This is a genomic window from Isoptericola sp. NPDC056578, assembly GCF_042793275.1.
GTDB lineage: Bacteria > Actinomycetota > Actinomycetes > Actinomycetales > Cellulomonadaceae > Isoptericola.
In genome coordinates, this window is the sequence record NZ_JBHTVC010000115.1 from 1 (window position 1) to 2,597 (window position 2,597).

The window sequence follows — 2,597 nt, forward strand, 5'->3', positions numbered from 1 at the left end:
GTCCTGCCCGGCGGTGTTCGTGTGCTCACCGAGTCGATGCCGGGCCTGCGCTCGGCCACGGTGGGCGCCTGGGTCGGCGTCGGCTCCCGCGACGAGACCGACGGCCACTTCGGCTCCACGCACTTCCTCGAGCACCTGCTGTTCAAGGGCACGCCCCGGCGCTCCGCGATGGACATCGCCGAGGCCTTCGACGCCGTCGGCGGCGAGGCCAACGCGGCCACGGGCAAGGAGCACACCTGCTACTACGCCCGCGTGCTCGACGCCGACCTGCCGATGGCGGTCGACGTCATCGCCGACATGGTCACCTCGGCGCGCCTCGACGAGGGCGAGCTCGAGACCGAGCGCGGCGTGATCCTCGAAGAGCTCGCGATGAACGACGACGACCCGGGCGACGTCGTGCACGAGGAGTTCTCCGCCGCCGTGCTCGGCACGCACCCGCTCGGCCGGCCGATCGGCGGCACCCCGGACACGATCCGTGCCGTGCCGCGCGACGCCGTCTGGGAGCACTACCGCTGGCACTACCGGCCCGAGACCCTGGTGGTCTCCGCCGCGGGCGGCGTCGACCACGACGCCCTCGTCGGGCAGGTGGCCGACGCGCTGAGCACCGGCGGCTGGGACCTGGCCGCCGGGGCGGCCCCGCGCGACCGCCGGCCGACGGCCACGGACCCCGTCGGCGTCCCCACCGAGGGCGTCGAGCTCACGGTGCGGCGCCAGGTGGAGCAGGCGAACGTCATCGTGGGGTCCACGGGCCTCGCGGCCACCGACGACCGCCGCTTCACGCTGTCCGTGCTCAACGCCGTCCTGGGCGGTGGCATGTCGTCGCGCCTCTTCCAGGAGGTGCGCGAGCGTCGCGGCCTGGCGTACACCACGTACTCGTTCGCCTCCGGTCACGGCGGGCTCGGCACGTTCGGCCTGTACGCGGGCTGCTCGCCCGCGAAGGTCGACCAGGTCACCGAGCTGCTGGTCGCCGAGCTGGAGCGCATGGCGACCGAGCCCATCACCGACGCCGAGCTGGCGCGCAGCATCGGCCAGCTCTCCGGCGGGCTCGTGCTGGGCCTGGAGGACTCCGGGTCGCGCATGAGCCGGCTGGGCAAGGCGGAGCTGGTGTACGGCGAGCTGCTGACCCTGGAGGAGTCCCTCGAGCGGGTCCGCGCCGTGACCGTCGACGACGTCCGCGAGCTCGCCGCCGACCTGGCCGCGCGGCCGCGGTCCGTCGTCCGCGTGGGACCCTTCGGCGACTGACCGCCGTCCCGCGACCGAGTGCCGTGCGGCGGCCGGGTGCCGGCCGCCGACCTCATCGAATGGAGACCAGACTCATGAGCAGGACCCTCAGGGTGGCCGTGCTCGGCGCGGCGGGGCGCATGGGCGCCACCGTGTGCCGGGCGGTCGAGGAGGCGGCGGACCTCGAGCTGGTCGCGCGCCTCGACGCGGGCGACGCGGTGGACGCCGACGCCCTGGCGGGCGCCGACGTCGCGATCGACTTCACCGTGCCGGCCGCCACGGAGGCCAACGTGCACGCGGTGCTCGACGCCGGCGCCCACGCCGTCGTCGGGACGACCGGGTGGGACGACGCCTCGCGCGGCCGCGTCACGGAGCACCTGGAGCGCGTCAACGCGACGCGGGACGGACAGGACGGGCTCGGTGTGCTCATCGCGCCGAACTTCGGGCTGTCCGCCGTGCTCGCGATGACGTTCGCCGCGAAGGCGGCGCGGTACTTCGAGTCGGCCGAGGTGGTCGAGCTGCACCACCCCGACAAGGTGGACGCCCCGTCGGGCACGGCGCGGCACACCGCCGCCGCGATCGCGCGGGCGCGTCGGGAGGCGGGCCTGGCCGCGATGCCGGACGCCACCGAGACGGGCCTCGAGGCGCGCGGCGCCGACGTTGACGGCGTGCGCGTGCACGCCGTCCGGCTGCGCGGGCTCGTCGCGCACGAGGAGATCCTGTTCGGGAACGTCGGCGAGCAGCTGGTGATCCGGCAGGACTCGTTCGACCGGGTGTCGTTCATGCCCGGCGTGCTCCTGGCGGTGCGCGAGGTCGTCTCCCGGCCCGGGCTGACCGTGGGCCTCGAGAACGTGCTGGACCTGTCGTGAGCGACGCGCCGCGCCGGCGCCTGCCGCGGGGGCTCGCGGGGGCGGTCGCCGTCACCGCGCTGCTCGCGCTGTACGTCTGGCAGATCGCCGGGCGCGGCGTCTCGATGATCGGGACCGGCGAGCCGGTGCTGATCGCCATCGGCCTGGCCGTGCTGGTGATCCCGCTGCTCGTCATCGTGCTCATCGCGCGCGAGTACCGTCTCGCGACGCGGGTGCAGCACATGGCCGACCTGCTCGCGGCCGCGGGCGAGCTGCCGGTCGACGACCTGCCGCGCTCGCCCGGCGGCCGGGTGGACCGCACGGCCGCCGACGCCGCGTTCGAGGAGCGGCGCGCTGCGGTGGAGCGCGACCCGGACGACTGGAAGGTCTGGTACCACCTGGCGTTCGCCTACGACGCGGCCGGCGACCGTCGCCGCGCTCGCGAGATGCTGCGCAAGGCGTCGTCGATGTTCAGGCCGGACGCGACGTCCTGACCCGCCCGCCGGGCCGTCCCCCCGGGGCGGGCGG

General features: G+C 75.3%; 3 protein-coding genes. All 3 read left to right on the top strand.

Translation table 11 applies throughout. The features are described 5' to 3' along the window. Positions 1 to 1,242 (top strand): M16 family metallopeptidase (locus ACFQ80_RS22520; protein ID WP_430565201.1); only part of this gene is annotated, 1,242 nt, incomplete at its 5' end. A gap of 74 nt (positions 1,243 to 1,316) precedes the next feature. Beyond that, positions 1,317 to 2,090 carry a 4-hydroxy-tetrahydrodipicolinate reductase gene (gene dapB, locus ACFQ80_RS22525; RefSeq protein ID WP_430549922.1) on the top strand — a complete coding sequence of 258 codons (774 nt, stop codon included), beginning with the start codon at positions 1,317 to 1,319 and terminating at the stop codon, positions 2,088 to 2,090. Further along, positions 2,087 to 2,563: a tetratricopeptide repeat protein gene (locus ACFQ80_RS22530; protein WP_430549923.1), complete on the top strand. Its 477-nt coding sequence runs from the start codon at positions 2,087 to 2,089 to the stop codon at positions 2,561 to 2,563. Before dapB ends, ACFQ80_RS22530 begins: the two co-directional genes overlap by 4 nt. The last annotated feature ends 34 nt before the right edge of the window (positions 2,564 to 2,597 follow it).

Excerpts from the sequence above, each read along its gene's own strand:
- dapB (WP_430549922.1), top strand. The coding sequence starts at position 1,317 with ATGAGCAGGACCCTCAGGGTGGCCGTGCTCGGCGCGGCGGGGCGCATG.